The 26,103-nt window shown below is 48.7% G+C and carries 25 protein-coding genes and 4 tRNA genes; 14 read left to right on the top strand and 15 right to left on the bottom strand.

Translation table 11 applies throughout. From position 1 onward, the window contains the following. Positions 1 to 107: 107 nt before the first annotated feature. The 6 genes from KBW69_RS02535 (at position 108) to cls (ending at position 3,185) form a co-directional block, all read left to right on the top strand. Positions 108 to 184, top strand: a tRNA-Met gene (locus KBW69_RS02535). 90 nt (positions 185 to 274) lie between these two features. Next, positions 275 to 349 (top strand) — tRNA-Gln (locus KBW69_RS02530). A 6-nt stretch (positions 350 to 355) separates the two neighbouring features. Next, positions 356 to 432 (top strand) — tRNA-Met (locus KBW69_RS02525). Between the two features lie 6 nt (positions 433 to 438). Then, positions 439 to 513 (top strand) — tRNA-Gln (locus KBW69_RS02520). Positions 514 to 825: 312 nt separating this feature from the next. After that, on the top strand, positions 826 to 1,605 hold the full coding sequence (locus KBW69_RS02515) for a TSUP family transporter (protein ID WP_257279800.1): 780 nt from the start codon (positions 826 to 828) through the stop codon (positions 1,603 to 1,605). Between the two features lie 113 nt (positions 1,606 to 1,718). Continuing rightward, positions 1,719 to 3,185: a cardiolipin synthase gene (gene cls, locus KBW69_RS02510; protein ID WP_257255504.1), complete on the top strand. Its 1,467-nt coding sequence runs from the start codon at positions 1,719 to 1,721 to the stop codon at positions 3,183 to 3,185. A 221-nt stretch (positions 3,186 to 3,406) separates the two neighbouring features. Here the strand turns inward: cls and KBW69_RS02505 are convergent, their stop codons facing one another. From KBW69_RS02505 to KBW69_RS02470, 8 genes are all read right to left on the bottom strand, one after another. Beyond that, on the bottom strand, positions 3,407 to 3,943 hold the full coding sequence (locus KBW69_RS02505; protein WP_257253610.1) for a DUF3299 domain-containing protein: 537 nt from the start codon (positions 3,941 to 3,943) through the stop codon (positions 3,407 to 3,409). 13 nt (positions 3,944 to 3,956) lie between these two features. After that, the gene (locus KBW69_RS02500) at positions 3,957 to 5,219 is read right to left on the bottom strand and encodes an ABC transporter permease (protein ID WP_257279799.1); all 1,263 of its coding nucleotides are present in this window, start codon (positions 5,217 to 5,219) and stop codon (positions 3,957 to 3,959) included. Next, the gene (locus tag KBW69_RS02495) at positions 5,219 to 5,968 is read right to left on the bottom strand and encodes an ABC transporter ATP-binding protein (RefSeq protein WP_257279798.1); all 750 of its coding nucleotides are present in this window, start codon (positions 5,966 to 5,968) and stop codon (positions 5,219 to 5,221) included. The genes KBW69_RS02500 and KBW69_RS02495 overlap by 1 nt, the downstream gene beginning before the upstream one ends. A gap of 1 nt (position 5,969) precedes the next feature. Then, positions 5,970 to 6,632, bottom strand: a complete 663-nt coding sequence (locus KBW69_RS02490; RefSeq protein WP_257279797.1) for a DUF2796 domain-containing protein — start codon at positions 6,630 to 6,632, stop codon at positions 5,970 to 5,972. A gap of 569 nt (positions 6,633 to 7,201) precedes the next feature. After that, complete coding sequence (locus tag KBW69_RS02485; protein ID WP_257253615.1) at positions 7,202 to 7,696, bottom strand: cytochrome b/b6 domain-containing protein; 495 nt, start codon at positions 7,694 to 7,696, stop codon at positions 7,202 to 7,204. Beyond that, positions 7,689 to 8,081 carry a cytochrome b562 gene (locus KBW69_RS02480; protein ID WP_257253616.1) on the bottom strand — a complete coding sequence of 131 codons (393 nt, stop codon included), beginning with the start codon at positions 8,079 to 8,081 and terminating at the stop codon, positions 7,689 to 7,691. The genes KBW69_RS02485 and KBW69_RS02480 overlap by 8 nt, the downstream gene beginning before the upstream one ends. Positions 8,082 to 8,240: 159 nt before the next feature. After that, a complete protein-coding gene (locus KBW69_RS02475) occupies positions 8,241 to 8,690 on the bottom strand; it encodes a rhodanese-like domain-containing protein (RefSeq protein WP_257279796.1) in 450 nt (149 codons plus the stop codon). 59 nt (positions 8,691 to 8,749) lie between these two features. Further along, positions 8,750 to 9,040 (bottom strand): PA4642 family protein, encoded by a 291-nt coding sequence (locus tag KBW69_RS02470; protein WP_257253619.1) that lies wholly within the window; start codon positions 9,038 to 9,040, stop codon positions 8,750 to 8,752. Positions 9,041 to 9,282: 242 nt separating this feature from the next. Between KBW69_RS02470 and KBW69_RS02465 the strand changes: the two genes are divergently transcribed. Continuing rightward, positions 9,283 to 10,707, top strand: coding sequence for a hypothetical protein (locus KBW69_RS02465; protein ID WP_257279795.1), 1,425 nt, complete (start codon positions 9,283 to 9,285; stop codon positions 10,705 to 10,707). A gap of 50 nt (positions 10,708 to 10,757) precedes the next feature. On the opposite strand, the gene KBW69_RS02460 is transcribed toward KBW69_RS02465, so the two are convergent. Then, positions 10,758 to 11,315 (bottom strand): hypoxanthine-guanine phosphoribosyltransferase, encoded by a 558-nt coding sequence (locus tag KBW69_RS02460; protein ID WP_257279794.1) that lies wholly within the window; start codon positions 11,313 to 11,315, stop codon positions 10,758 to 10,760. Positions 11,316 to 11,602: 287 nt separating this feature from the next. On the opposite strand from KBW69_RS02460, the gene upp reads away from it, so the two are divergent. Then, positions 11,603 to 12,229 (top strand): uracil phosphoribosyltransferase, encoded by a 627-nt coding sequence (gene upp / locus KBW69_RS02455; protein ID WP_257253624.1) that lies wholly within the window; start codon positions 11,603 to 11,605, stop codon positions 12,227 to 12,229. Between the two features lie 143 nt (positions 12,230 to 12,372). Then, positions 12,373 to 13,632 carry a uracil-xanthine permease family protein gene (locus KBW69_RS02450; protein ID WP_257253625.1) on the top strand — a complete coding sequence of 420 codons (1,260 nt, stop codon included), beginning with the start codon at positions 12,373 to 12,375 and terminating at the stop codon, positions 13,630 to 13,632. A 25-nt stretch (positions 13,633 to 13,657) separates the two neighbouring features. On the opposite strand, the gene KBW69_RS02445 is transcribed toward KBW69_RS02450, so the two are convergent. Further along, positions 13,658 to 14,032, bottom strand: coding sequence for an STAS domain-containing protein (locus KBW69_RS02445; RefSeq protein WP_257253626.1), 375 nt, complete (start codon positions 14,030 to 14,032; stop codon positions 13,658 to 13,660). 247 nt (positions 14,033 to 14,279) lie between these two features. After that, the gene (locus KBW69_RS02440) at positions 14,280 to 15,890 is read right to left on the bottom strand and encodes an AbgT family transporter (protein WP_257253628.1); all 1,611 of its coding nucleotides are present in this window, start codon (positions 15,888 to 15,890) and stop codon (positions 14,280 to 14,282) included. A 469-nt stretch (positions 15,891 to 16,359) separates the two neighbouring features. Between KBW69_RS02440 and KBW69_RS02435 the strand changes: the two genes are divergently transcribed. Continuing rightward, positions 16,360 to 17,556: a hypothetical protein gene (locus KBW69_RS02435; protein ID WP_257253630.1), complete on the top strand. Its 1,197-nt coding sequence runs from the start codon at positions 16,360 to 16,362 to the stop codon at positions 17,554 to 17,556. 127 nt (positions 17,557 to 17,683) lie between these two features. After that, on the top strand, positions 17,684 to 18,739 hold the full coding sequence (locus KBW69_RS02430; RefSeq protein WP_257279793.1) for an endonuclease/exonuclease/phosphatase family protein: 1,056 nt from the start codon (positions 17,684 to 17,686) through the stop codon (positions 18,737 to 18,739). Positions 18,740 to 18,808: 69 nt separating this feature from the next. On the opposite strand, the gene gatB is transcribed toward KBW69_RS02430, so the two are convergent. The 4 genes from gatB to KBW69_RS02410 all read right to left on the bottom strand — a co-directional run bounded on the left by gatB (position 18,809) and on the right by KBW69_RS02410 (position 23,102). Continuing rightward, on the bottom strand, positions 18,809 to 20,311 hold the full coding sequence (gene gatB, locus KBW69_RS02425; RefSeq protein ID WP_257253632.1) for an Asp-tRNA(Asn)/Glu-tRNA(Gln) amidotransferase subunit GatB: 1,503 nt from the start codon (positions 20,309 to 20,311) through the stop codon (positions 18,809 to 18,811). A 78-nt stretch (positions 20,312 to 20,389) separates the two neighbouring features. Beyond that, positions 20,390 to 21,841 carry an Asp-tRNA(Asn)/Glu-tRNA(Gln) amidotransferase subunit GatA gene (gene gatA / locus KBW69_RS02420; protein WP_257279792.1) on the bottom strand — a complete coding sequence of 484 codons (1,452 nt, stop codon included), beginning with the start codon at positions 21,839 to 21,841 and terminating at the stop codon, positions 20,390 to 20,392. Positions 21,842 to 21,905: 64 nt separating this feature from the next. Beyond that, the gene (gene gatC / locus KBW69_RS02415) at positions 21,906 to 22,193 is read right to left on the bottom strand and encodes an Asp-tRNA(Asn)/Glu-tRNA(Gln) amidotransferase subunit GatC (protein ID WP_257253635.1); all 288 of its coding nucleotides are present in this window, start codon (positions 22,191 to 22,193) and stop codon (positions 21,906 to 21,908) included. A gap of 219 nt (positions 22,194 to 22,412) precedes the next feature. Beyond that, positions 22,413 to 23,102, bottom strand: a complete 690-nt coding sequence (locus tag KBW69_RS02410) for a tellurite resistance TerB family protein (protein ID WP_257253636.1) — start codon at positions 23,100 to 23,102, stop codon at positions 22,413 to 22,415. A 474-nt stretch (positions 23,103 to 23,576) separates the two neighbouring features. Here KBW69_RS02410 and KBW69_RS02405 point away from each other — a divergent pair, with 474 nt between their 5' ends. The 3 genes from KBW69_RS02405 to mreD all read left to right on the top strand — a co-directional run bounded on the left by KBW69_RS02405 (position 23,577) and on the right by mreD (position 26,103). Then, on the top strand, positions 23,577 to 24,614 hold the full coding sequence (locus KBW69_RS02405; protein WP_257253637.1) for a rod shape-determining protein: 1,038 nt from the start codon (positions 23,577 to 23,579) through the stop codon (positions 24,612 to 24,614). A gap of 98 nt (positions 24,615 to 24,712) precedes the next feature. Beyond that, positions 24,713 to 25,618 (top strand): rod shape-determining protein MreC, encoded by a 906-nt coding sequence (gene mreC, locus KBW69_RS02400; RefSeq protein ID WP_257253638.1) that lies wholly within the window; start codon positions 24,713 to 24,715, stop codon positions 25,616 to 25,618. Continuing rightward, positions 25,615 to 26,103 carry a rod shape-determining protein MreD gene (gene mreD, locus KBW69_RS02395; RefSeq protein ID WP_257253639.1) on the top strand — a complete coding sequence of 163 codons (489 nt, stop codon included), beginning with the start codon at positions 25,615 to 25,617 and terminating at the stop codon, positions 26,101 to 26,103. The genes mreC and mreD overlap by 4 nt, the downstream gene beginning before the upstream one ends.

The raw sequence follows: 26,103 nt of genomic DNA, 5'->3' as shown, positions 1-26,103 counted from the left end.
TTAAAAATACGAAACAGCGATAGGGGTTTTCTGAAGGTGCCCAAAAAAGCCGCTTAAACAGTTGACAGGACAGTGTTAAATCCTGACAATGCGCACCATCTTTCGGCGGCTAGGTAGCTCAGTTGGTTAGAGCACAGCACTCATAATGCTGGGGTCGGCAGTTCGAATCTGCCCCTAGCTACCATTATTGAGCAGTTTGCGTGTAGGCGACTGTTAACGTAGGGTCGAGAGTGTCCACGGAATGTCCTCACCCGATAAAACATTTCGTATTTGCTGGGGTGTCGCCAAGCGGTAAGGCAGCAGGTTTTGATCCTGCCATGCGGGGGTTCGAATCCCTCCACCCCAGCCATTAAATGGCTAGGTAGCTCAGTTGGTTAGAGCACAGCACTCATAATGCTGGGGTCGGCAGTTCGAGTCTGCCCCTAGCTACCATTTTACTGGGGTGTCGCCAAGCGGTAAGGCAGCAGGTTTTGATCCTGCCATGCGGGGGTTCGAATCCCTCCACCCCAGCCATCTTTCTAAAGCCCGACTAAAACCCGTCGGGCTTTTTCGTTTTTGGTGTTTTCAGAGAGTATCAATGTTTACCGGTTTAAATTATGCCCAACTTGTTTTGAGCTGGGTGGTCTGATTTATTTGGGTTATCGTATGTCACATTGAACATGAAGTGATGTGTCTGAGTGTCCATCTGTTGTCATTGCAAATAGTCGAAGACCCAAAACATCAAGATAATTCCGTGAAAAAACAAATTTCGTCATTAAAGAATAAACATTTGCGTTAGTTTCTGAGAGATTACTAACCTGACACTCCATAAAGTTGAGGCCTGTTTTGGATTTTGTACTCACCCTTGATTGGGGGCTTTTGCTGTTTCTTGTTGCGGTTCTGGCTGGTTTTGTTGATTCTGTTGCGGGCGGTGGCGGATTGATTACAGTTCCTGCACTTCTGGCGGTGGGGCTTTCCCCGGCACAGGCTCTGGCGACTAACAAATTACAGTCCACAGGCGGCTCTTTCTCTGCCAGTGTCTATTTTGTTCGAAGAGGTCTGGTGAATCTCAGGGAAATGCGCTTCGCCATTTTCATGACCTTTGTTGGCAGCGCTGCAGGCGCGATTCTGGTGCAGATGATTGATGCTTCGGTGTTGAGGCAGACCATTCCCTTCCTGTTGTTGGGTATAGCTGCTTACTTCATTATTTCCCCCAGTGCCCGAATTGCCGGGGCTGCTACTGTCAGAATGAGCCTGACGGCTTTTGCCTGCACAGCAGGGCTGGGGATTGGCTTTTATGATGGCTTCTTTGGGCCGGGTACGGGCTCTTTCTTCGCCATAGCCTTCGTCAGTCTCCTTGGTTATTCCCTGGTCATGGCAACGGCTCACACCAAGGTTCTGAACTGTACCAGTAATGTAGCCTCCCTGCTGTTCTTTATATTGGGTGGTCAGGTTGTCTGGGCTGTAGGGGGAATCATGCTGGTTGGCCAGTTCATCGGTGCCCGACTGGGATCAAGAATGGTTGTGAAGCGTGGTCAGCAGATTATTCGTCCCATGATCGTCATTATTTCACTGGTTATGACCGGCAAGCTCATGTGGGATGATTACGGACACTTGCTGTTTTAAAAGGTTTTTCTGCGCAAGTGACAGATTAACGTTATTATAGATAGTCCGACAGGCTCCTCGTCCCGGAGTCTCATAACTGGTTTTGGCAAGAATAACGTCGCCCGAGTATTTGAATGGACAGCAGTTGGCTCAGTGCATTGTTCGGGGGAATCTATCTTGCCCTGATCATAGCCTTTGGAATACACATCATTATGCAGCGCAGGCCAGTAGGTGTGACACTGGCCTGGATATTGTTGCTGTTCATTCTGCCGATAGCCGGTTTCTTCTTTTACCTTTTGTTTGGCTCAAGACGTCTTGGAAAAAGAAGGCACCGACGTCTGGAAAGCCTCTATCCCGACTATGAACAGTGGTCCAGTCACCTGTCGAGAGTGATCACCCAGAGGCAGCTCGAGTGTCCCTCCAATACCCCTCACACGGGGATCTACAAGCTGGCGGAGCAGACTTTGGGCATTCCGGTGTTGCCCTGCAGCAAGCTTCAGTTGTTTCATGAAACCGATGCGATCCTTCATGGCCTGTTACAGGATATAGAGAAAGCCAGGCACAGCATTGTTCTGGAGTTCTATATCTGTGAGCCCAAGGGGCGAATCAAGGTTTTGGCAGAGGCCCTGATCAGAGCCTCACGACGTGGCGTTGACTGCATGGTAATACTTGATGCGGTGGGTAGCCGACAGTTTCTTCGCGGTGAGTGGGCAAGACGTTTCCGTCTGGAAGGCATCAGTGTGACAGGCTCCATGCCGGTTGGCCTTTTGAGGATGCTCTTTGAACGGGTTGATATCCGCAACCATCGCAAAATTCTCGTGATTGACGATGAGATCGCCTGGAGTGGCAGCTTTAATCTGGTCGATCCGGTTCACTTTCGTCAGAGAGCCAATGTCGGGCAATGGATAGATGCGATGGTAAGGGTAGAGGGTATTCCTGCCCACGTTATGGCGGTTATTGCTCATTGGGATAAAGCGCTTGAAACGGGTGAGAAGCATTCGTCGTTTAATGCCACTTACGAGTTTCCACCATCTTGTCTGGACAGTTATGCCGGTGCTGATGTTCATGTGTTGCCATCAGGACCGGGTATCGATCGGGAAAGGCTTCATCAGGTTTTGCTGACAGCGATTTATGAAAGCAAAGAAGAGCTGCTGATATCCACGCCTTATTTTGTTCCCGACGAATCATTGCTGACCGCCCTGAAGTCAGCAGCCATGAGAGGGGTGGACGTTCAATTGCTGGTTCCCCACAAAAATGACTCCAGGATGGTTCACCATGCCAGTCGTTCCTACTATGAAGACTTGTTAAATGCAGGGATAAAAATATTGCAGTTCAAGGGAGGGTTACTGCATACCAAGTGCGTTCTGGTCGATCGATCCACCATTTTGTTTGGTACAGTCAATCTGGATATGCGCAGTGTCTGGCTGAATTATGAAGTGACCATGATCATCTATGACAGAGCTTTCAGCCAAACCATGGCGACGCTTCTGGATCAGTATATGCAGAGTTCTGAGCGTGTTCGCTTGTCTTTGTGGAGTCAGAGGTCTGTCAACAGAAGATTTCTTGAAAGTTTATTTCAGCTGTTAAGTCCTTTGCTCTAGCAGCCTGTCGGACTTAAGGCTGTCCTACTGCGGTTGCAATAAATTGGTCTAAAAATTCCTGCTTCTTCGTCAAATAGCTCGCTATTCTCCTCAGAAGCAGAAATTTTTATCCTCAATTTCTTGCAATCCTCGCTACGGACGCTTAAGTCTGACAGGCTGCTAGTGGTTAAGAACCGCTGTTGTTTTTCTAAACAGGGGGTTCTTAACCGAAACAGGTTGTCTTATTTGTAGACTTCCAGCGAGTCAACAGTTATGGAATACAGGGTCTCTGTATACTCGGACTGAGTGGTCTCGACACGCAAAGTACCTACCAGCCAGTATGGGGTGTAGCCTGCCTCCTCGACTTTGATACCCCCTTTGCCTTCTTTGAATTTCACATAAACGGTCTGATTAGGTGGTGGTGGCGGTACGTGGATGCAGGCACCCATTGTTGGTACCAGCAACAACTCTGTCGCTCTTTGATCTTTATCCAGGTTCAGTGGCACGAGGTATCCCGGGATTTTTACCGTGCGCTTGTCCAGCTTTACAACCGGCGTCTGGCCCAGCTTATCCAGGTAGGCGATGACCTCATCTCTCCCCATTTCTCCGGCCTGGTAATTGTTAATGACTTGCTGATCCGGTGCAGGCATCAGCTCGTCCCAGGTGATTTCTATGGCGTCTGCTTTGGTTGTTGGCTTTTCCACCGGCTTGGCCTGAACGGCGACTGCTGGCAGCAAGGTGAGCAGTGTCGTCAGTATAAGGGATTTTCCTGTTTTCATGACGATTTCCTTTTTAGACTCTTATGGTCAGACCATCAGCAAGTGAGTTTTTATAGGCGCGCCAGGCTGGGATCACGCCCAGAACAATGGCACAGGAAATGATTATTCCAGCCAGAGACCATTCAAAGATCCCAGGTGCACTGATGGCCAGGTGCAGCCCCAGAACTTGTTGAACAACAGGCTGAATGGCGAGCAGCAGTCCATACAGTATAAGGAAGCCTAGCAGGGTTCCGGCTACTGCATAAATGACAGATTCAGTAATCATCAGGGTGAAGATATGGATGGGTCTTGCCCCTGCAGAGCGAAGAATGGCCATCTCACGTCGCCTTTCATTCAGAGAAGAGAGGATCGTAGTGAGCATGCCCATCAGACCAGCCAGTACTACCATGACGGAAACGACCAGGAGTGCTTTTTCTGCGGTGCTCACCAGTTGCCAGAGCTCCTGGAGGGCAACGCCGGGCAGAATGGCAGTCATGGCTTCCTGACGGTATTCATTCACTTTCCTCTGGTAGCGGAAAGCGCCAATACGGGATTTCAGGCCGACAAAATAGGCGGTAACACTGGCAGGCTGAAGATCCATAGCCAGCGTCTGATCTGCGGAAACCGAGAATGCGGCAATGGGTGGGGCACCGCTTACCCAGTCGATGTGGAGGGCTTCGATCCCCTCAAGGGAGATCATAATTATCCTGTCCGTGGGAGTGCCTGTTGGTTTGAGAATGCCTGAAACCGTGAAAGGTTTGTCGTCGTGTGACAGCAGGCTCTTACTTTCCACGCCGTGGCTCAGAACAAGGTTGTCACCGATCTCATAGCCAAGGCTGGCAGCGACTTCAGCTCCAAGAACAGCGTCGTACAAGGCCTTGAAAGGCTGACCCCTGGACAATTGCAGTGATTCGTCATCACCGTATCGAAAATGATTAAACATGTCATGGGTTGTACCTACAACCCGATAGCCGCGATGGGAATCGCCCAGAGAAATGGGAACAGACCAGGCAACGTTAGGGTCAGACGTCAGATCCTGATAAGTCTGCCAGGTGATATTGTTGGTGGCATTGCCAACGTGGAAAACAGAATACAACAGAAGATTTATGGAGCTGCTTCTTGCACCCACGATCAAATCGGTACCTGAAACGGTGTTGGTAAAGCTGTTTTTAGCTTCGACCCTTATACGTTCAACGCCCACTAGCAGAGCTACGCTGACAGCAATAGAGAATATCGTCAGCAGGGCGGTTGTTTTTCGGTTTTTAAGACTCTTCAAAGCCAGGCCTAAAATCGACATCAGTCCACCTCTATTGCTTTGCTGGTGGGAGAGGCAGGCGATGGAGGCTGACTGGCCCGGTTGATTTCATTAAGCACTATGCTGCGATCAAATAACGATTCAAGGCTCTGGTCGTGGCTGACAAACAACAGAGTGTTCCCCGCTGCTTCACATTCTGCGAACAGCAGATTGATGAACGCTTCCCGGGTGTCCGTGTCCAGGGCTGATGTGGGCTCGTCGGCAATGATCAGGTCAGGCTTGCCAATTAAAGCTCTGGCAGCCGCTACACGCTGCTGCTGTCCAATGCTCAGTTCAGTGACCGGACGATGGAGTAAGGATTCGTCCAGTTCCAGATGCCTGAGAAGACGTCTTGCTTCATCCTGTTCACTGTCAGCCATACTGGCGAGATTGCTTTTGCGCTGTTTGGCAAAACTCAGAGGCAGAGTAACGTTCTCAATCACAGAGAGATAGGGGATCAGATTGAACATCTGGAAGATAAAGCCAATATGATCAGCGCGGAAGAGATCGCGCTGTACCGGTGAAAAACGACTTATGTCGTTTTCTAGTACTTTAACCTGTCCCCGCTCCGCTGTAATGACGCCGCCGAGCAGTCCCAATAAAGTGGTTTTACCGGAGCCCGAAGGGCCTCGGACAAAAACCTTTTCACCTCTGAATACAGTCAGTTCAGGAATATCCAGAACAGGTATTCCTGCTTTCCAGCTGAACTCAATAGCATTGAGTTCAATAACGTGGGAGCGGGAGTCAGTCATTTTAGAAGCGAACCTCTGGCTTGCTTTTGGTCATTTCGGCAGCCGTCTGACCTTTCTGGGTAAAGCCCTGAACACTTAGGGATTTACTGCGCTCGAACACTTCGAAGATTGAGGTGTTGATGATGTTTAGCTGACCGGGATTGCCACACTCAAAGACGTAGGTGGCTGAGATGTCCATATGCCCGCTATGCCCTTTGTGACCATGTTCATCATGATGATCGTGAGATGCATGCTCATCATGATGATCGTGAGATGCATGCTCATCGTGATGATCGTGAGATACATGCTCATCGTGATGATCGTGAGATACATGCTCGTCATGATCATCATGCTGGCGATCAGCAGAGCTTGTTGCCGCCCTGGCGCTGACCAGTTTGCAGGAGGCGGCAGGGGTCATGCTCCAGAGGTTGGCAGCTTCCAGTTTTTTTAAAGCCTCATGGAGCTGGTGGCGTTGTTTATCGGTAGTAACAGTCTCGAAGCCCAATACATCGTTGGCAGGCATTGTAAGTTCCAGGTGGACTTCTGAGCCTTCGACTGCAAAGTTGAGTTCACCCTGTCCGTGAACATGAGCGTCAACGTGGCGCTGCTCTCCGTCAGCGGCAGAAACAGTCAGGGACAGAACTCCGCAGGCAATACCGGCAGCCAGTTTGGTAAAAGTGTGCATAAAGTCACTCGTCGGATTATTTATCTGAAAAATAGGTTTTTTGGTTGATTGGTGACATCAGATAAAGGCCGGCGGGGCTCGGGTCAGTCTTTTGGTGGGGGTTTCCCAAGAAACGGAACGGGTTCTTTCTACAACGTTGTAGGGAACGAACAACCTGCTTTCTACAGTACACAGGCCCAGAGACGGAGGCGCCTGGGCTGTTAGCTGACAGCCTGCTGAGTGATGCTGGTCCCAATGCCAGTGATCGGCATGATCATTCAGAGAGAGTTGCTGGAATAGACTCTGATAGTTTGAGCTGAAGTCTTTATGGGTATTGTGTGTGTGACTGACGGAATATTGGACAACTAATAAATAAACGACAGAAACCAGACAGAATCGAAGAAGATTCGGTCTGTTTCTGTGGGCAGTGTTTATAAGGCTTATGGTTAGCATTCAGTCGTGTTGTCGAGACCTGTGTCATCATTGCCCGAATTATTCTCTAAAGCGCTAACAAAAAGCAATGCTATAAAACGCAGTCATTTGCGTTTAACCGAACTGTTTACCGTGCGCCTTGATATGAGTTTTTCGAATTAGAGCATGGTTTTAATCAGATTGCGACGAGTTAGCCAGGAAGTAATCAATACTGCCAGTAAGTGCACGCCAACAAAGTAGTAAAGGCCATTCACTAGCATGGAGTGCCATTCGTAGACACCGTGCTCAAAGCCGAAGTCGGTATCCTGCAGCCACCCGGTAACCGCAGCCAGAGCCAGGATAATCCACATCAGCCAGACTGCAATAGCGCCCATCGGGTTGTGGCCATTTTCTCCCCGCTGTTGGGTTTTCAGCTCATGAAGGTGACGCTTGATGCCCGAGAACGAGGGTTTGATGTCTTCAATGCGAGCGGGTGCGGGGGCGAAAGTCAAGCCATAGAATAGTCTGAGTCCTATCAGGGCAAGGATGATCCAGCCAGAATATTCATGGTACTGTTCCCCCCCTTCAACCAGGAAATAGTTACTGAAAAAGAGCGCTGCAACCGTCCAGTGAATCAACTGAACGGCACGTGGCCATCGAAACCTTTCAGACATTGAACTCTCGATGGTATTTCTTTCTGATATCATTCAGTTTTTTCATTCTTTGTTTGGCCAGATCCAGATCTTTTTGATCGAGGGCTGCCTGAACACCTGCCAGACCGGTCAGCAGTTGATCAATACCTTTCTGGAATGCCTCAGGCGCGTCAGAGTAGCCGGTCTCTCTGGCGTTTTCTGCTTGTTCACGGAATTCAGTTACATAGCTTTGCATGTCTTCAATGGTTTTAGCTGAGCCAGAGCGTTTGAAATTGAAGCCCATTTTTTTCATCTCAGCGTTCAGCTGGTCGGAATGACCTGCGTGATGTGCAGAAGCAGGCATTGATGCCATGAATAAAGCGGACAGTACCAGTGGTATAAAGAGGGCTTTGGCAAGCGATTTCATCGAAACTTTCCGTATAAATATTTCACTCGGGCATCATAATGATTCTGGCGAGAAATAAGAAGGACAGTTGTGTAAACTTTTCGATTTAAGGGCACTGTCAATTAATGGCATGTCATAAAAAGATCTATCTATTTCCGTACATTTTTTACTGGCATAAAATTAGTTTGCTTTTCCTGTTGCCAGATTGTCCCCCTGCTCTTGCCAGTCTTTCAGGCCCCCTTTGAAGTGCATGATGTTGGTATAACCCCGGGCCGCAGCAAAGTCAGCACCGGCAAACCAGGACGTGCACTGTGGGCCACCACAATAAACAACAATGGGGTAATTTTTTAGGGTAGGGAGTCGGCTCTCCAGTGTGGTTTTGTCTGCCAGTGAGTAGGCGCCTGGCAGATGACCCTTGATGAAGGTATCAGCCCTGTTGGTATCCAGCACAAACACTTCTCCAGCATCCATTGCTTTTCGCAGGTTGGGGTATGAAATGGCTGGGTAGTCCTTACTGTAAGTCGAGAGCTTGTCTTCCACAGCCGTGTTCTCTGATGCTACCAATGTGGTGCTCAACAGGATCATAGTGCTAGCCAGCACAAGAGGGCATCTGAACCATCTACCTAACATGGGGCTTCTCCATTTTACTGCTAAAGCCCAGAGTATAGATGGTCGTTCAGAAGTGTGTGTTAGCTGGCTCCGAAGTTCTTTAAAGCCTGGATATAGGGTGAGGCGTGATGATGTGTTTCCAGGACCGACAGAAACGTGCGACCCTCTGGTGTGACAGGGTTTATCTCCAGACCTGTTTCCGAGTAAAAGTGCAGGAATCGTTCGAAGTCTCCGGCCCGAAGTGCACGATAAGCACGGGTCAGAATGTGTAAGGCTCGGTCCACTCCGGCAGGTGGCTCAAGGGTAAGCAGCTCTTTGATTCGTTCATCACTCAGTTCTTCGCCAATGACTTTCTGTTTGTCTTTTTTCATTGTTATACCCGATAGCTTTGACAATTTGACGGCATTGTACACGATGGGTTTTAAACTTTCAGGAACCTATATCTCAATGCTTTTATCAGGATTGTCGGAAATGTGGCGGATAAGGCATTTATAGCGGGTCAGGTGCACTGAATTATTCCGAAATGATATAAATTCTTCGAATAAGCATCTCAACTATGGATGATACTTAAATATATAAAGGAATAGACTGAAAGATTTAAGAGGAAGCAGGGATGTCAGTAACAGGTTCAGTAGGGGGGCAAAGTCCGATACAGACGGGTCAGCAGGGTTCTCATGAGGTTATAGAGAAAGCTGGTCCAAAAGCCCAAGGCCTGAATCGCAGTGTCGAAGTGCGTAATCATCCGAACTATTTGCCTCCCTCTTCACCATTGCATAGCGAGTTGCAGCAGTCAGTTCCTCCGGACACTTCACTCCATGAACGCAAGGGCGAAGCAGTAGAGGGTAAAAAGCACTTAGAAAAAGAGTCATCAGGCACTGCCAGCCCGGATAAGGCCAATGTCAAACGAGTCCTGAAGCAAAAGGTGGCTCATGTTTATGGAGAGTTGAAGCGTTTCTTCAAGCACGAAAACTGGAAGCCTGTGCCACGGGAATTGATTGATGGTGTTCGCAATAAAAGTTTGAAGCAGGATCTTACCACCAGAAATGACAAGGTAGAGCAATTGGCCGAGCTCAAAGGAAAAGCCAATGCCCTTGAGAAAAAACTGGTGGATTTTGATCAAAAGTACGCCAAATCACTGGAACTTTATGACAAGAGGGAAGCCCCTCCTAAAGAGGGTAAGTTTCCGGCCCCGGATGGAAAAACCTACGACTTTTCCAAGGCACAACTTTTTAATGAACGAAAGGAAATGTTGAACAATTTCAGAGACGCATTCAATAATGATGCCGGTTTCCAGAGTTACGACTCTGATGTAAGAGAGTTAAGAAGTACACAAGACAAGAGAGCCGAGCTGAAAGGGGAAATCAGGGAGCTAAGTCGATCCCTGAAGCTAAGGGTTGATTCCGCGGCATCGGAGAAAATTGAGTTCCGCCATCAACAACTTGACCGCCAGATGCAGGGCATTCAGCAGAAGGCTAATAAGAAAGTTAGTCAGAAATATAATGAGTACCGGGCAGAAATAACAAAATTGAGCAAAGCCGTAGTGGATAAAAAAGAAGAGCTGGCTGTCCAGAAAAGGGAGCATCAGCATAGGAGGGACTTTGAGATCCCGGCTTTGAAAGACAAGCTTAAAACGATCAATAACATGGCCCGACAGCGGCTTGCTGAAATTAATGACAACAAGTCATTGACTCCAGAGCAGAAACAGTCGGTCAAAAAGCGAGTGGTGGCCTCACTCAGTAAGCAGAGAGATAAGTTTGAAGGAGAGTTAAAGGTTCTTGAAGGCAAGGTTAAGGCTTATTCCAGTGACAGGGCTGCGCTAAAGCGAGAATACTCCGCTGCTATTTATATTAAGGCTGAGGCCAGTCAGGGAAAGGATTTTAAAAAAGAGATAGATGAAATTAGCAGGGGGCGGAAACATCAAGAGAAGGAAGTGCTTGAAGAGCGCAAGGCCGTTCCTAAGGACGTTGAACGGGAGCGTGCGGCGCTCAAGAAAAGCCTGCAGGGAAGAATGAACTCTACCGGAATTAAAAATCGTTGAACCAGTTTGCTGTCAGGTTTCCAGGTAAACTGGTTCAGTTGACTCAGTGATCAGTGGCCCTTCAAAGCAAAAATGCCATTGGCATTCCGCCAGTAACCCTGATAATCCAGTCCGTAACCAAAAATATAACGATCTTCAATTTCAAGACCGCAGAAGTCTGCCTTGAGGCCGGTGCGTGCTTTTCGGTCGTGCAGTTTGTCAACCAGAACAGCAGTCAGAACCTGCTCTGCACCCTGTTCCTTGCAGAAGTCGACAATAGCGTCCAGAGTGTGACCCTCGTCAAGAATGTCATCAACGATCAGAATCGTTCTGCCTTTCATGTCCTGTGAAGGGCGTACTTTCCAGTCCAGGTGGCCACCGGTTAATTGATCACGGTAGCGTGTGGCGTGCACGTATGAGGCTTCCAGGGGGAACTGCAGGTGGGTCAGCAGCTTTCCAGTAATGACCATGCCACCATTCATTACGCAGTAAACCAGTGGATTACTGCTGGACAGCTGTTCAGTAATAGCGCTGCCCATGTTCTTGATGGCTTCTTCTATCTGTTGTTCATTGTAAAGGCAGTCTGCCTCGTCGAGGACTTGCTGTATATGGTCGAGATCAACAGACATAGGATGGGAACCTCGTGGTAATTACTGGTAACGGGTCATTGGCTAACGACTGGCTTCTCCAGACCTTTTTGGTGGACAAGATTCGAGGCAGTGTAGACAAAAGTTGAACCGTCTAAAAAAGAGGGCAACGATACCTAGATTAGATGTGAACAGCAAGTTATAGCTTCACTCTGGTTGGGTGTGAGAAAAACTTGTAGGTGGGGTCGCAGAGGCTGTGTAAAAATAGGACCGTTTATGCCCGTGAAGTGGGTAGATTCAGTATTAACTGGAAGGCATCGGTAACTGACATGAGTGTACGTGAAATCAAGCACCCTCTGGTACAGCACAAGCTGGGCATTTTGCGCACCAAGGGTATCAGTACAAAAGGGTTTCGGACACTGGCTAATGAAGTGGGGTCGATGCTGACTTATGAAGCGACCAAAGACTTTGAGCTGGAAGATCATGTGATTCATGGCTGGGCCGGAGACGTCACTGTCAAACAGATCAAAGGTAAGAAAATCACTATTGTACCCATCCTCAGAGCAGGTCTGGGTATGATGGACGGAGTGCTTGATCTGGTGCCGAGTGCCCGGGTCAGTGTCGTAGGTCTCTATCGGGATGAAGAAACTCTTGAGCCGGTTCCTTACTTCGAAAAGCTGGTTAAGGACATCGATGAGCGCATTGCCCTGGTGCTGGACCCTATGCTGGCTACCGGTGGTTCTATGATTGCTACTATCGATATGCTCAAGAAAGCTGGCTGTAGGGAAATTCGCTGTCTGGTGCTGGTAGCGGCTCCGGAAGGTATCGAGAAAGTGCTTGCAGCACATCCGGATGTCACTCTCTTTACTGCGTCAGTGGATGATTGTCTGAATGAGCATGGCTATATCATGCCGGGTCTGGGTGATGCCGGAGATAAAATCTTCGGAACCAAATAGTGCTGAGAAAGCTTTCAGGGATGCAGTAAGTAATCAGTAGTTAAGATAAAAATTCCTTGTCGTTTATTTTTCCGTCGTAATGATCCGGGCTTTCTTCAGAGGCTTCGGATTCTGTGTGAGTTTCAATTTATAAGAGGCTAATTATGACTGATATAAACCTGTCAGATGATAGGATGCCGGCATGGCGGCAGATCCTGATGGGGGGACAGATGCTGTTTGTCGCCTTCGGTGCTCTGGTACTGGTGCCCTTGTTGACAGGGCTGGACCCCAATGTTGCTTTCTTTACCGCGGGTATTGGTACTCTGATATTCCAGTTGTGTACCAAGCGACAGGTGCCTATTTTTCTGGCCTCTTCTTTTGCCTTTATTGCGCCCATTACCTTTAGTGTTCAAAGTTGGGGGCTGCCTGCAACCCTGGGTGGTATGGTGGCAGCGGGCCTGTTTTATGTAGTGCTCAGCTTCATCATTCGCCTTAGGGGCAGCGGTATCCTTTATCGACTGTTTCCGCCAGTGGTAGTGGGGCCGGTGATCATGGTCATTGGTCTTGGGCTGGCGCCAGTTGCCGTTGATATGGCCAGTGGCGGTGACAGTTCCTCGATTGACGACAGTACCTCTCTGTTGCTGGCGGGCGTCACTCTGGTGGCAACACTGGCCATTTCCACTATGGCCGGTGGTATCTTTAAACTGATTCCGGTTTTGTGTGGAATCGGTGCTGGCTATATTGTTGCGTTGTTTATGGGAGTTGTCGATTTTCAGCCGGTCATTGATCGTCCATGGTTTGCTATTCCCGCGTTCACAGCCCCGGAGTTTAACTGGAATGCCATCCTGTTTATGGTGCCGGTGGCTATTGCTCCAGCCATTGAACATATTGGCGATATGCTGGCGATCAGTTCGGTTACCGGAAAGAAATACCTGGAAAAGCCCGGTCTGAAAAATACCCTGATGGGCGATGGTTTTGCTACTTCTGCTGCTGCAATGTTGGGTGGCCCTCCCAATACTACCTATTCAGAAGTCACCGGTGCGGTCATGCTGACAAAAGCTTTCAACCCTAAAATCATGACTTGGGCTGCAGTTATAGCCATTGCAGTGGCGTTTATCAGCAAAATCGGTGGCTTTCTGGCTACGATTCCAACGCCGGTGATGGGAGGAATCATGATGTTGCTGTTCGGTTCTATTGCCGTTGTCGGCCTGAGTACCATGATCAAGGCTCAGGTGGATCTGGGTAAACCTCGCAATCTGGTGATTGTCTCAGTTGTTCTGGTGTTTGGTATTGGTAATCTGGCTTTGTCGTTTGATGGGTTCACTCTGAAAGGGGTCAGCCTCTGTGCCATCACTGCCGTTTTACTGAATGCGATACTGCCTCATGCCGACAAGGAAGATAAGTTTCAGTCTTCAGATGTCTGAATTCAAGTGTTCCTGCCGGACAAGCTTATTTTACATTGATTCTGTCCAGCTCGGCATCAGATTCAAATAGCATGGATTCAGCTTCATCCAGATCATTGGCAATAGCGATGTATCGGGAGACACCCGTCAGATCCAGCAATGATCGAATAGGTCTTGAAACATTGCAAAGCGTGAGGCTGTGAAGCAGTGTTAATGTATTTCGAGTGTTGAGTAATACTCTCAGGCCTTCACTGCTGATACTGAATAGCTGTGAGCAGTCCAGGATCAGATGACGATTACCCTCAAAGGTGGCGGCTTCGATAGCGCGATCGAGCATTTGTGAGGTAACGGCGTCCACTTTACCTTCTACTTCCAGCAGGGTGTAATTGTAGTGATCTTCCAGATTGATGGATAAAGCCATAGTATTACTCCTTTAAAAATGGCTGTTTTGTTGGAGGATATCCTAAGACCTATTGGCAGGAAGTGGTATAACAAGCTTGACAGTATTGCTGACAATTTCAGATGAGCAGGTTTTGCTGGTAGGTCTTTTGGTGGGTGTGGCTATTCCAGTGGGGCAGCAGGTTTTAGATCTGCTGACTTTTCTCAATGAATTTTGAGCAATAAAAAGGGGTGCACTATCACCCCTTTTTAAATGTCATATCAGAGGGCTAGCCAGCGCTGTAGAAAGTCGCTGAGCCAGGTCCAACCGGCAGGCCCATTACAAAGACCCAGACGAAGAACAATACACTCCAGCCAATCACGAAGAACATGGAGTAAGGCAGCATCATGGAGATCAGGGTGCCAATGCCGAGGTCTTTCTTATAGCGTGAAGCAAATGCAACGATCAGGCCAAAGTAACTCATCATTGGCGTGATGATATTGGTGACTGAGTCACCGATACGGTATGCGGCTTGAATGACTTCAGGAGCGTAGCCCACCAGCATCAACATTGGCACAAAGATGGGTGCAGTAACGGCCCACTGGGCAGAAGCGGAGCCAATCATCAGGTTCACAAAACCACACATCAGAATGAAGACGACGAACAGCAGTGGTCCGGTCAGGCCGATGTTCTGGAGGAACTCGGCACCCAGCACCGCAAAGATGGTTCCCAGGTTGGTCATGCCGAAGAAAGCGACAAACTGAGCAGCAAAGAATACCAGGACAATGTACATGCCCATGGTGCTCATGCTCTTGGACATGCAGTCGATCACGTCTCTGTCATTCTTGACGGTGCCTACTGTTTTACCGTAGACAAAGCCAGGAATCGCAAAGAAGATCAGAATCATTGCAACAATGCCCTTCAGGAATGGAGAGCCTGCAACAGCACCTGTTTCAGGGTGTCTGAGTACGCCCCACTCTGGAACAATGGTCAGAGCCATCACACCCACCAAGACCAGCAATGCCAGTCCGGCCCGTTTCAGGCCGCGCCTCTCAAGGTCAGTGACTTCTTCCATTTTGTCTTCAGAAAGATCAACAGAAGCTTCCGATTCGTTATACTGGCCCAAACGAGGCTCAATGATCTTATTAGTGACCCAGGTACCCACGAAGGTGATCAGGAAGACACTGACAGACATGAAGTACCAGTTAGCTTCAGGACCTACGACATAAGCCGGGTCAATCATTCTGGCGGCAGTTTCAGTGATGCCGGACAGCAGTGGGTCAACGGTACCCAGCAGCAGGTTGGCGCTATAGCCACCGGAAACACCGGCAAAAGCGGCAGCCAGACCGGCCAGAGGGTGTCTTCCCAGCGAGTGGAAGATCATCGCCGCCAGAGGAATAACAACCACGTAGCCCAGCTCAGAAGCAGTATTGGACAGAATACCGGCAAACACAACGATCATGGTTACGGTGTTACGGGATGCCTTCATCACCAGTGAGCGAACCAGTGCACTGAGCAATCCGGAGTGTTCTGCGATAGCCACGCCCATGAGCGCTACCAGCACGGTGCCCAGAGGCGCAAAGCCGGTGAAATTGGTGACCAGCTTGGTCACAATCATTCGCAGACCATCACCTGTCAGCAGGTTAACGACATGAATCATGCCATCTGCTGCACGGCCTGCAACGCCTTCCGGACGGGGGTCAACAACACTCAGACCTGCCCATGAGGCGATACCACTGATGATAACAATACCAACAGCAAACAGGGCAAACAGGGTGATTGGATGGGGTAACAGGTTACCCAGCCACTCTACAGTAGCGAGGAAACGGTCAAAGGCGGTGCGATTATTGTTGCTGTTATTTGCATCACCTGTTGGGAGAGTTTCGGACTGGTACGACATACTTCCGCTCCAAACAGTTTTAGTAGGTTTTAGCCAGCGTCTTTACTTTTAGTTTTGACAGCCTGACCATAAGTAACACTCATTCGTTAAATGGTTGTGGTTGTGGTCTTTTAGCGAATAAGTGCGACGGATAAGTCAGGCAAATGGCCCTGACAAAAAGATAAGCTGGACTAATTTCCCAGAAAATCGGCCGGCATGATACTCTGAAACAGGATTTTTTTACAAATTTAGTTATAAATATTTATTTTTTATTTGGTTTGAATCTTATTTTAAAAGACGTTGGTCAAGTAAATTGAAAAGCTTATGCCCTTGTTATGCCAGTGACGGGGATCTTTTAGAGGTGAGCATGGCAAGTAAATCTTCCTCAGTGCAGCTAATCGTGAGTAAGGTCATCTTGTCGATGAATGGTCAGAGCCTGTAACGCCTTGATTATACTTAGGAAGTGATTTTGTAGGTAAGGAGTGCGGGCATGAACGCCGGGCGTAATAAATCTCACACAGACGGTCAACCTCCCAGGCCAATGGATACAGGCAATGCGCCTCATTCAAGGGGCGCATCAGGTAGTTCGGCAGCTTTCAATACTCGCAATGTGACAAGGGAGGAAGACCTTCCCTGTAAACTGACTGTTTACCTCGACTATGGCCATAGTTTTGTCAGGCTTGAAAACAAAGAAAGAGGCGTCAACATTGCCCGTGGTCTCTATCCATACAGGCCTCATGTGACCATTGAACAAGAAGTTTCACCATTGGAGATGCAAGAAGAGTCTGATGAGCTGGAAAAGCACTCTGCATATACTTCTTTACTTTTTCAAGAGGTTAAGCCAGCCAGCAGTGTGTCCGAGAGAGCTATCTTATCGGTTAATGGATCTAGTGAGATTTTTCGTGGATTGTATTCTTATGAAGACTCTGTGCACGTGTTGGATGAAGTCGAGAGCTATAAAGACCTTAAAGGTATTGATCATATCCCTAAAGTCACTTTCTTCATTTCCCGGAAAGAGGCTTTGGAGGTGGAGAAATACATCTCGCAATACACCGATGCTTGCGAAAAAAAAGAGGAAAGTTGTTTATATAAATTGATTGGGTTTAATTGTATTGATTTTGCTCAGGAAGTTTTTTCAAAAACCGGTTATCCCGGACATTATATTCAATATTTCACGCCTTCCCTTCTGGCTCACGACTGTGGCTATGCGACACTCTATGCAGCAGGCTGCCATCCAGTAGTCAAAAATACCGCTTCGATAGGTGGGACACTGATGTTGGCAGTCGTCGTTGGCAAATACGCAGTTCCCAAAATGAAGGAAACTGCCAGAATGGTTGGCAGCTGGATGTGTGGATGGGTGTGGCCTGAGCAGCCGGCAGTTGCTGCGAAACAGGAAGATGTGAATGAGTTGAAGCAGCTTCATAGCAGTGTTAAATCTACCAACCTATTCTGTGAGACGTTCTGGGAAGGTTGTAAGGAAAGAGATGCCCAAGCGAAAAGGCTGATCAGTGACAGTATTGATCTGCAGGCACGTTTTGATGATCTGGAAGAGCTGATCAAAACGGAGGGTTATCGTGGAAGAAATCAATCATTTATCTATGAAGAGCTTCAGAGTATTCAGGACGGTTTCACTGAATTCTTCAAGCAGGCTACTGATATGAAGAGTGCTAAAAACAGCAAAGAGTGAGTGGATTAATCTCTTTCATATAGTTCCATTTTTACAATGCTGTATCTGTATTCCCCGATTTTCTTCTATGTCTTTTCCGATAGCTTCTATCCTGTACATTTGATTTCCCAGTCAGTGAGCAAGCTTGATGAAAGAGTTCAGTTCCCTTCTGGCTATCCTTGTTGGGGTGAGTATCTTTGCAGCTGCAGATTCGCCCTTGCCGGGTGCTTCTGGAAAACGACAAAGTACGGAGCCTATTCCCGTATACACCAACCCTCCTACGACCTGTCCCTTGAATGCCGTTGATCAGTGTTCGCCTCTTAAACTATTGACCTGGAATGTGAACCTGATGACATCCTATGACTTTTTCGAGTTCTTGATGTGGTGGTTTGGTGGTCAAGACATGAACGACCCGGAAATCAGGGCTGAAGAAATCACCCAGTACATGGTCAAGAGGGATTATCACATTGTCGTACTTCAGGAAATGGGTGATCAGTATCTTAGAGATGTTGTCAATAAGGGCATGAGAGAGGCGGGGTATTATATGACGCCTGTTTTGGGTGAAGGATGGAAATGGCTGCTGTATGGCAGGCTATTCAATGGCGGGGTCATGGTTTACAGCAAGGCGCCGATTCTGGAGATGCGTGAATTTGTCTTTCCTATGCCGGCAGGTAATCAGGGCTGGTGTGCCGTCGGTGCCTGGTATATCAAAGTGCCTACCCGTAGTGGGAATCTACATGTGTTCGGTCTCCATTTGCAAACGGTGCAAAATAATGCCGACAATGAATACAAAGGTCTGGTCAAGCATTATGATTATCTTGGGAAAGTGAAGAATCAATTGAATATACCCAGCCATGAAGCGGTTATTTACATGGGAGACTTCAATTCTGATGCAGGCAGACAGGACGGAGAAGCCGTAGGGGATGAATATTTTCAAATTCTGCTGGAAACTCTGGTCAGTCGTCAGGCAGCCGATTTTGTCAAGACCTCTCTACCGTATTCCTTTGACATCTATGAAAATGAAATGGCCAAGGGGAAGGGCCCTTACCGGGGTACCCTGGATAATATTCTTTGCGACAAGAGACATGTCTGTCCAGTGAGTGGTTACATGACAATTCTCCAGGCCAATCAATCACGAAGCCGATTAGGTGTGATGTCTGATCATTATCCCGTTGAGGGTATTTTGTACTTCACTCATTATTAAGTCTTTGAATGTAATATCCCCCGCCCCCTGGGCGAGGTAGCTGGTATTCTTTGGGTTTTTATTCGGCTATCAGGCGTCCAGCTTCTCCTTGAGCATTTGGTTAACCATACCCGGGTCAGCCTTGCCTTTTGAGGCCCTCATGGCCTGACCGACAAAGAAGCCGATCATCTTGCTACGCTTTTCAGGAGGCGCAGCGCGATAGTTTTCGACTTGTTGGGCATTGGCAACAAGCACTTCGTCGATCATAGATTCAATGGCATCGGTGTCAGTTACTTTCCTGAGATCTTGTTTCTCAATGATTTCATCTGCATTTTTACCGTCGCCTTTCCACAGGGCCTCAAAGACCTGCTTGGCGACCTTGCCAGTGATAGTGTTGTCTTTGATGCGGGTAATCAGGCCTGCCAGCATGTCAGCGGTGACCGGGCTCTCTGAAATGCCAATGCTGTTGGCGTTCAGGGACTTGGATACTTCGCCCAGAACCCAGTTGGAAGCCAGTCTGGCATCGCCACTGATGTTCGCAGCAGTTTCGAAGAAAGCAGCTGTCGCCTGATCGCCTGACAGAATTTCAGCATCCACTTCACTCAGCCCCAAGTCACTGACAAAGCGGGCTTTTTTAGCATCTGGCATTTCTGGCATTTCAGCACGGAGCTTTTCCAGACGGCTGTCTTCGATCAGAACTGGCAGCAGGTCGGGGCAGGGGAAGTAACGGTAATCGTTGGCTTCTTCCTTGCTGCGCATGGAGCGGGCTTCATCGGTGTCGCCGTTGTAGAGACGGGTTTCCTGAATGACGTCACCACCGTCTTCTATCAGGTCGATCTGACGTTCCACTTCTTTCAGGATTGCTGCTTCCATGAATTTGAAGGAGTTCAGGTTCTTTGTTTCAGTGCGGGTACCGAGTTCTTTCTGGCCCTTTGGACGTACAGAGACGTTTACATCAAAGCGCATGGAGCCCTGTGACATTTCACCATCGCAGATGCCCAGGGTGGTTACGATGGAGTGCAGTTTTTTGGCGAAGGCCACGGCTTCTTCTGCGTTACGCATGTCGGGTTCTGTTACAATCTCAATCAGAGGTGTGCCAGCACGGTTCAGGTCGATGCCGGACATGCCGTGGTAATCTTCATGCAGACTCTTGCCTGCATCTTCTTCCAGATGGGCGTGATGAATGCGAACTGTTTTGGTCGAGCCATCTTTCAGAGTAATCTCAACGTGACCTGCACCGACAATGGGCTTCTCCAACTGAGTTGTCTGGTAGCCTTTTGGCAGATCGGGATAGAAGTAGTTCTTACGTTCGAAAACATTGACTTTGTTGATTTCGGCATCAATGCCCAGACCAAATTTAATGGCCATGTTGATGGCTTCTTCATTCACAACCGGCAAAACACCCGGCAGGCCCAGATCGACAGCACAGGCCTGAGTGTTGGGCTCGGCACCGAAAGCGGTAGAAGCTCCGGAGAAAATCTTGGTTTTCGTGGCAAGCTGAACGTGAATTTCCAGCCCGATAACGGTTTCCCATTGATCCGTTGACAGTGGCCAGTTATCAGTTTTCAGTTGGCTCGGAGTTGTTTGAGACACTTTTCAAATCCTCGAAATTTAATCCGTTGCAAATTGTGTCTCAGGAGGTAAACCTGAAGCACAATCTACTGAGTACTGTTAACTATTAATCGGGAACTGTTTATGAAAGTCGGTAACTTGCTGGAAACGGTGGGCGGCGTTCAGCAGTCCGGACTCGTCAAAGTGACGGCCAATCATCTGCAAACCGACTGGACGGCCATTGGCCATTCCGGCTGGAACCGACATGCCGGGCAGGCCCGCAAGATTAACAGACAGGGTGTAAATATCGGACAGATACATGGCAACAGGATCGTCGCTCTTCTCGCCAATGTTGAAGGCAGAAGTCGGAGCGTTAGGACCCATGATGATGTCACACTGTTCAAAAGCATTCATAAAGTCATCACGGATCAGGCGACGAATCTTTTGGGCTTTCTTGTAGTAGGCATCGTAGTAACCTGCAGACAGCGCGTAAGTGCCCACCAAAATACGACGTTTGACTTCTTCACCAAAACCTTCACTGCGGCTGCGTTTGTACATATCCATCAGGTCTTCAGGGTTTTCACATCGGTAACCAAAACGGGCGCCGTCGAAGCGAGACAGGTTTGAGGAAGCTTCAGCCGGAGCAATCACGTAGTAAGAAGGAATGGATAGCTCCAGGTTAGGCAGGCTGACTTCTTTGACCCTCGCACCCAGCTTTTCGTACTCGGCAACGGCGTCACGCACACGTTGTTCAACTTCAGAGTCGAGGCCCGTTGAAAAATATTCTTTTGGTAAGCCAATCGTCAGGCCTTCCAGGGAGTCATTCAAATGAGCAGTGTAATCGGGTACTTCACGATCCAGACAAGTGGAATCACGGTGATCAAAGCCGGCCATTACATTCAGCATCAGGGCGGCATCTTCTGCAGTCCGGGTCATTGGACCTGCCTGATCAAGACTGGATGCATAAGCAATCATGCCGTAACGGGATACACGACCGTAGGTAGGCTTAAGACCCGTGATACCACAATGAGATGCTGGCTGACGGATAGAGCCGCCAGTGTCAGTGCCCGTAGCGCCGGCTGCCAGTCTGGCTGCAACACAGGCTGCAGAACCGCCGGAGGAGCCGCCGGGAATGGCCTGGGTATCCCAAGGGTTTTTCACAGCACCATAGTAGCTGTTTTCGTTGGAGGAACCCATGGCGAACTCGTCCATGTTGGTTTTACCCAGCATGACAGAACCGGCTTCCTTGAGTTTATGGGTAACCGTTGATTCATAAGGTGCTATAAAGTTGTCCAGAATTTTGGAGCCGCAAGTCGTTTTAACACCTTCTGTACAAAATAGATCCTTGTGGGCCAGAGGAATACCGGTCAGCGCCGAGGCATCGCCTGTTGCACGACGTTCGTCGGCAGCCTTGGCTTGTTCCAGTGCCAGATCTTCGGTCACTGTTATGTAGCTGTTGTAGTTGCCGTCTAGCTTTTTGATTCGGTCAAGGTAGAGCTGGGTCAGCTCAAGACTGGACAGTTCGCCGTTGGCCAGGGCCCGGCTTTGTTCTGAGAGTGATTTGTCGTACATGATTCTGGGTAATCGCTTTAAATCAGGGTAAGGGGTTGAGGCTGCTGCTTGGCATCAAGTCAGCTCACTCAATCACTTTTGGAACCAGGAACAGTCCGTCTTCAACGACCGGCGCACAGCTCTGCAGCTGCTCGCGATTATTCTCTTCAGACACCACGTCTTTGCGCAGGCGCTGGGTGGCATCCAATGGGTGAGCTAAGGGTTCCACGTGATCGGTTTTAACCATCTGCATCTGGTCAACCAGTTCGAGAATGCGATTGATGGTATCGGCAGTCGTCTCTAACTGGCTTTCATCTATGGATAATCGTGCCAAATTGGCAACCTTCTGAATTTCAGAGGCATCAACGGCCATGGTTATCTCCGAATTCGGGCTTTAGAAGCGGTCATAACCAGCTTTCCCTGCTTTTGTGAGGCAAGCAGAGCGCTGGACGTGAGAAATAAAGGCTAAATGTATGGGGTATGAAGGGGAATCTCAAGGTGTAGTCAAGATTAATTCTTGTAGATAGGGTTTCAAGAGCAGGTTTGGGTCGGAACCACAAAGATAACAACGCTTTGTGGTTCCTCAAGGGAGTCAAGCTGCTTGCACATGGGCTTGGGCTTCGAGTTTCTCAACTAATCCAGGTTCCAGTTTCAGCTGTCTCCCCAACTCTTCAAGGTAGGTTTTTTCCATGGTGTTTTGTTCATCTACTACGAGAAGAGAGGCAAGGTAGACCTCAGAGGCTTCTTCAGGGCTGAACACTTCATTGGCAACTTCTACCGGATCAAGAGGTTTTTCCAGTTCCTGTTGCACAAATTGATTCAGTTCTGAAGTGGTTCCCATTGACTCGAAGGCTTTATGAATTCTTTCCCTTTCGGCGTCATCCACGTGGCCATCGGCTTTGGCAGCCGCAATCATGGCCTTGAGAATCACTTGACTTTGTCTCTCCTCATTTTCCGGCATCAGTTCCATATCGCTGGAGTCTTGTTGGTCACCTTCAGACTGATTGGCCCAGCCCTTGTAGGTTTTCAGAGCTAATGCTCCCAGAGCTGCCACACCACCCGCTTCGGCTGCTCTGCCTGCCATGGTGCTGCCTTTTTTGGAGTCAAGGAATAAAGACAACGCACCGCCAGTCAAAGCGCCTTTTCCCAGACCAGAAAATATGGAGCTGCCATCGCTGTCTGATGAAGAGGTGCTCAGTCCTTCCCCCAGTTTGCTTTTACCTTCACTGATCAGGGAAGAACCTGAGCTGAGAACTTGATTAAATAAACCTTTAAAATCCATAACGGCCTCCCGTTTAGATTCTGTTCATAACGAGGGGTACTTTACGCCCGTTCATCTGGTTTGCATGAATAGGCAGAGTAAAGGTTTGTTAGTATCGGGTAAGGATTATTAAAATTCTCAAAATAACCCAATAAGAGGGCGTTAAGTTTCGGGCTTTATATGAGAGATGCGAATAGTGTCTCATTTTTCAACGAGACACCAGATTAGCTAAGATCGTTCAAAAAAAGTGAAACGGAAGCTTAAGATTTTTCATAATATTTCAAAATTATGAATGGCGGCCATTGAGAACGCAAGCTAACTGCATTAGGTTATCCTATGGTCTGTGGTGAATGGCCATGTGGCAATCCTCCATTTTGGCCCTGAATAGCTCGTGTTGGACCATAGAGATTGTGGAATTGTCGCTTGCTCTGAGTACTGTGCATTGATAGAGTTTGCGGCATTTAAAGAAAGCCTTGAATCAAGGTAATACAGAAAATGCTGAAAAGGTTACGGGGTCTGTTCTCCAGCGATTTATCGATCGACTTGGGAACGGCTAACACATTGGTCTATGTCCGCGAAAAGGGAATAGTCCTGAATGAGCCATCGGTTGTGGCCATTCGAAACTGGGGAACACAGAAGAGCGTAGTAGCAGTTGGTGCTGACGCCAAGCGCATGTTGGGAAGAACTCCGGGCAATATCACCGCTATCCGTCCCATGAAAGATGGTGTGATTGCAGACTTTGATGTCTGCGAGCGTATGCTTCAGCATTTTATTAATAAAGTGCATGAGAACAGTTTTATTCAGCCCAGTCCTCGAGTGCTGGTCTGTGTTCCCTGCAAGTCCACCAAAGTGGAACGCAGAGCCATTCGTGAGTCCGTTCTGGGCGCTGGTGCCCGCGAAGTTTATCTGATTGAAGAGCCTATGGCAGCGGCTATTGGAGCCGGTTTGCCAGTAGAGGAGGCTAGTGGTTCCATGGTGGTCGATATTGGCGGTGGTACCACCGAGATCGCCATTATCTCTCTGAGCGGTGTTGTCTATTCCGAATCTGTGAGAGTGGGCGGAGACCGTTTTGATGATGCGATCGTAACCTACGTTCGCCGAAACTATGGTAGCCTTATTGGTGACTCAACCGCTGAGCGCATCAAACAGGAGATTGCGATTGCCTACCCCAGCGATGAGCTGATGGAAATTGACGTCCGTGGTCGTAATCTTGCTGAAGGTATTCCGCGTAGCTTTACCCTGAACAGCAATGAGATTCTGGATGCCCTGCAGGAATCCCTGAGTGCGATTGTTCAAGCGGTTAAAAGTGCGTTGGAACAGTCTCCACCGGAACTGGCTTCCGACATTGCCGAGCGAGGTCTGGTGCTGACTGGTGGTGGTGCCCTGTTGCGTGACCTGGACAAACTGATCAGTGAAGAGACCGGTTTGCCAGTTCTGGTGGCTGAAGACCCACTGACCTGTGTTGCCCGAGGTGGTGGTCGAGCTCTGGAAATGATGGACAAGCATTGCATGGATTTACTGTCTACAGACTGATCATGAGTGGGGCGTTGTTCCAGCCAAACAACAGGCCAAACGGTTATCGTCTGGCCTGTTGTTATGTGTGAAGCCTGTATTTTTGTAACATTAATAGATTGAGTTCTCCTTGCATATCACAGGAGCCAGCCATTAAACCTATATTTAGCCAGCAACAGTCTTTGGCGACGCGCTTTGTTTTTTTGCTGATTATTTCCATCGCGTTGCTGTTTGTTGACCACCGTTCTCATTATCTCTCTGCTGTTCGCTCCTGGCTAACAATGGCGGTTACCCCTCTGCAGTGGATCTCCGATTTGCCCTCCAGAGCTTTTAGCACGGCCGATGAATTGGTAACTTCCCGAAGTGAGCTGCTTGAAGAAAATACCCGGCTGAAAGCCCGTAACCTGATTCTTGAACAAAAAGTTCAGAAGCTGGCATCACTGACTGCTCAGAACCTTCGCCTGAAGGAATTGCTGAATTCATCCGAGCTGGTGGATGAGCAGGTTCTGGTGGCAGAAATCATTGGTGTTGATCCAGACCCCTATGAACATATCGTGACAATCAATAAAGGGTCTACCGATGGAGTATTTAAAGGTCAGGCCATTGTTGATGCTCATGGGGTTATGGGGCAGGTAATTGACGTTAGTCTGGTCAGTAGCCGCGTAATGCTGGTCACAGATACCGCCAGCAGGGTTCCTGTCCAGGTCAATCGCAGTGGCTATCGTGCCATTGCCGTTGGCACGGGCAGTAAGGATTCTGTGGAGCTGGTTCACATATCCGATACAGTGGATATTAAAGAGGGAGACCTTTTGACCAGTTCGGGTCTGGGACAGATTTATCCGGTGGGCTACCCTCTGGGAAAAGTCAGGAAAATAGTGCGTACACCGGGAGAGGCGTTCGCCAAGATTGAGGTTCAGCTGATGGCCGAAGTCAACAGAACCCGGTTCGTTCTGCTGGTCTTCCGTTCCAATGAAGAAGTAGCATCGGAATTGGCACCAGAGGCGAACAAAAAGGAGGGTCTATGAGTATTCAAAAAGCCAATGCTCATTGGATTGTCTGGTTTACCCTGCTGGTTGCTTTCCTGCTGAGTGTTTTACCTCTGCCAGCATGGATCTCCATTGCCAGGCCATCCTGGGTAGTTATGGTGGTTCTTTATTGGGTTTTGGCACTGCCGGAGCGTTTTGGGTTGTTTTTTGCCTTCTTGACCGGCTTGTTGATGGATGTTGTGGTAGGAACAACCTTTGGTCAGAGTTCAATGGGGTTGTTGTTGGTGGCCGTTATCGTACTGAGTCTGCATCGTCGTTTGAGAATGTTCCCCTGGTGGCAGCAGGCCTTTATGGTGTTTGTGATCGTCGGTTTTTATCAACTGCTGAATTTGTGGATTCGCAGTGCCCTGGGGAGAACGCCGCCGACACTCTGGTATCTGGCACCGGCACTGACCAGCGCCGCATTTTGGCCCTGGGTGTCTGCTGTTTTAGGAGCACTGAGGAGAAACTTCAGAGTTACCTGA

Source organism: Endozoicomonas sp. ISHI1, assembly GCF_024606225.1.
In the GTDB taxonomy this organism is placed as follows: Bacteria; Pseudomonadota; Gammaproteobacteria; order Pseudomonadales; family Endozoicomonadaceae; genus Endozoicomonas_A.
Note: the sequence above shows the minus strand (reverse complement) of the source record. Positions and strands in the feature narration are given on the sequence as shown.

What these genes read in the sequence shown, in the direction of transcription:
- cls (WP_257255504.1), top strand. Translation starts at nt 1,719, where the DNA reads ATGGACAGCAGTTGGCTCAGTGCATTGTTCGGGGGAATCTATCTTGCC.
- KBW69_RS02505 (WP_257253610.1), bottom strand. Translation starts at nt 3,943, where the DNA reads ATGAAAACAGGAAAATCCCTTATACTGACGACACTGCTCACCTTGCTG.
- KBW69_RS02500 (WP_257279799.1), bottom strand. Translation starts at nt 5,219, where the DNA reads ATGTCGATTTTAGGCCTGGCTTTGAAGAGTCTTAAAAACCGAAAAACA.
- KBW69_RS02495 (WP_257279798.1), bottom strand. Translation starts at nt 5,968, where the DNA reads ATGACTGACTCCCGCTCCCACGTTATTGAACTCAATGCTATTGAGTTC.
- KBW69_RS02490 (WP_257279797.1), bottom strand. Translation starts at nt 6,632, where the DNA reads ATGCACACTTTTACCAAACTGGCTGCCGGTATTGCCTGCGGAGTTCTG.
- KBW69_RS02485 (WP_257253615.1), bottom strand. Translation starts at nt 7,696, where the DNA reads ATGTCTGAAAGGTTTCGATGGCCACGTGCCGTTCAGTTGATTCACTGG.
- KBW69_RS02480 (WP_257253616.1), bottom strand. Translation starts at nt 8,081, where the DNA reads ATGAAATCGCTTGCCAAAGCCCTCTTTATACCACTGGTACTGTCCGCT.
- KBW69_RS02475 (WP_257279796.1), bottom strand. Translation starts at nt 8,690, where the DNA reads ATGTTAGGTAGATGGTTCAGATGCCCTCTTGTGCTGGCTAGCACTATG.
- KBW69_RS02470 (WP_257253619.1), bottom strand. Translation starts at nt 9,040, where the DNA reads ATGAAAAAAGACAAACAGAAAGTCATTGGCGAAGAACTGAGTGATGAA.
- KBW69_RS02465 (WP_257279795.1), top strand. Translation starts at nt 9,283, where the DNA reads ATGTCAGTAACAGGTTCAGTAGGGGGGCAAAGTCCGATACAGACGGGT.
- KBW69_RS02460 (WP_257279794.1), bottom strand. Translation starts at nt 11,315, where the DNA reads ATGTCTGTTGATCTCGACCATATACAGCAAGTCCTCGACGAGGCAGAC.
- upp (WP_257253624.1), top strand. Translation starts at nt 11,603, where the DNA reads ATGAGTGTACGTGAAATCAAGCACCCTCTGGTACAGCACAAGCTGGGC.
- KBW69_RS02450 (WP_257253625.1), top strand. Translation starts at nt 12,373, where the DNA reads ATGACTGATATAAACCTGTCAGATGATAGGATGCCGGCATGGCGGCAG.
- KBW69_RS02445 (WP_257253626.1), bottom strand. Translation starts at nt 14,032, where the DNA reads ATGGCTTTATCCATCAATCTGGAAGATCACTACAATTACACCCTGCTG.
- KBW69_RS02440 (WP_257253628.1), bottom strand. Translation starts at nt 15,890, where the DNA reads ATGTCGTACCAGTCCGAAACTCTCCCAACAGGTGATGCAAATAACAGC.
- KBW69_RS02435 (WP_257253630.1), top strand. Translation starts at nt 16,360, where the DNA reads ATGAACGCCGGGCGTAATAAATCTCACACAGACGGTCAACCTCCCAGG.
- KBW69_RS02430 (WP_257279793.1), top strand. Translation starts at nt 17,684, where the DNA reads ATGAAAGAGTTCAGTTCCCTTCTGGCTATCCTTGTTGGGGTGAGTATC.
- gatA (WP_257279792.1), bottom strand. Translation starts at nt 21,841, where the DNA reads ATGTACGACAAATCACTCTCAGAACAAAGCCGGGCCCTGGCCAACGGC.
- gatC (WP_257253635.1), bottom strand. Translation starts at nt 22,193, where the DNA reads ATGGCCGTTGATGCCTCTGAAATTCAGAAGGTTGCCAATTTGGCACGA.
- KBW69_RS02410 (WP_257253636.1), bottom strand. Translation starts at nt 23,102, where the DNA reads ATGGATTTTAAAGGTTTATTTAATCAAGTTCTCAGCTCAGGTTCTTCC.
- KBW69_RS02405 (WP_257253637.1), top strand. Translation starts at nt 23,577, where the DNA reads ATGCTGAAAAGGTTACGGGGTCTGTTCTCCAGCGATTTATCGATCGAC.
- mreD (WP_257253639.1), top strand. Translation starts at nt 25,615, where the DNA reads ATGAGTATTCAAAAAGCCAATGCTCATTGGATTGTCTGGTTTACCCTG.